The organism is Pseudomonas sp. EL_65y_Pfl2_R96, assembly GCF_963970905.1.
Lineage (GTDB): Bacteria > Pseudomonadota > Gammaproteobacteria > Pseudomonadales > Pseudomonadaceae > Aquipseudomonas.
The window spans coordinates 1-475 of the sequence record NZ_CAXAQH010000290.1 but is presented as its reverse complement, the minus strand read 5'-3'; the positions used below and the strand labels follow the sequence as shown (position 1 = coordinate 475).

The window sequence follows — 475 nt, the reverse complement described above, 5'->3', positions numbered from 1 at the left end:
CGCACGCGGACAGGGATGTCCTCTGCGGCAGGAGCCGTCAATCTCCCGGGCCGCTATCCCGGCGAGCCGGATCCGTGGTCCCTCGCGGCACCAGATCGGACCATCGCCGTCCCATATCCTGACGGGTGTGCAGGTGAACGAATGGCCGCTGGGTACCACCGCGACAGCAAGCAGAAATATTGCGAGCATCAGCCCTTACCCCCGGGGGTGGTGGCAGTCATGCGTCAGGGAAGAGTGGCAATGTATCGGACCTCGCAGCGGGTTCATCGGCTGTGATGTCATAGCAGCGCAAACGCATCGCAAGGTGGCGCGCCAACTCCGATACCGCACGGCGCCGGGCGGCCGCGTCGCCACACCGAATATCGGTCACCAGCGCGGGCTCGGCGGTTGCGAGCGACACCTCGAGATGGAGGGCGAGACTATCTTCATCGACTCGGAGCATGCCCGCATGATAGAACAAACAAAGAACATTCAT

Annotated in this window: 1 protein-coding gene; it reads right to left on the bottom strand. The window is 63.2% G+C overall.

The window, feature by feature from the left end:
- Positions 1-217: 217 nt before the first annotated feature.
- Positions 218-475, bottom strand: a 258-nt coding sequence (locus AACY49_RS30675) for a hypothetical protein (RefSeq protein WP_339528047.1), incomplete at its 5' end; no start/stop codon positions are given.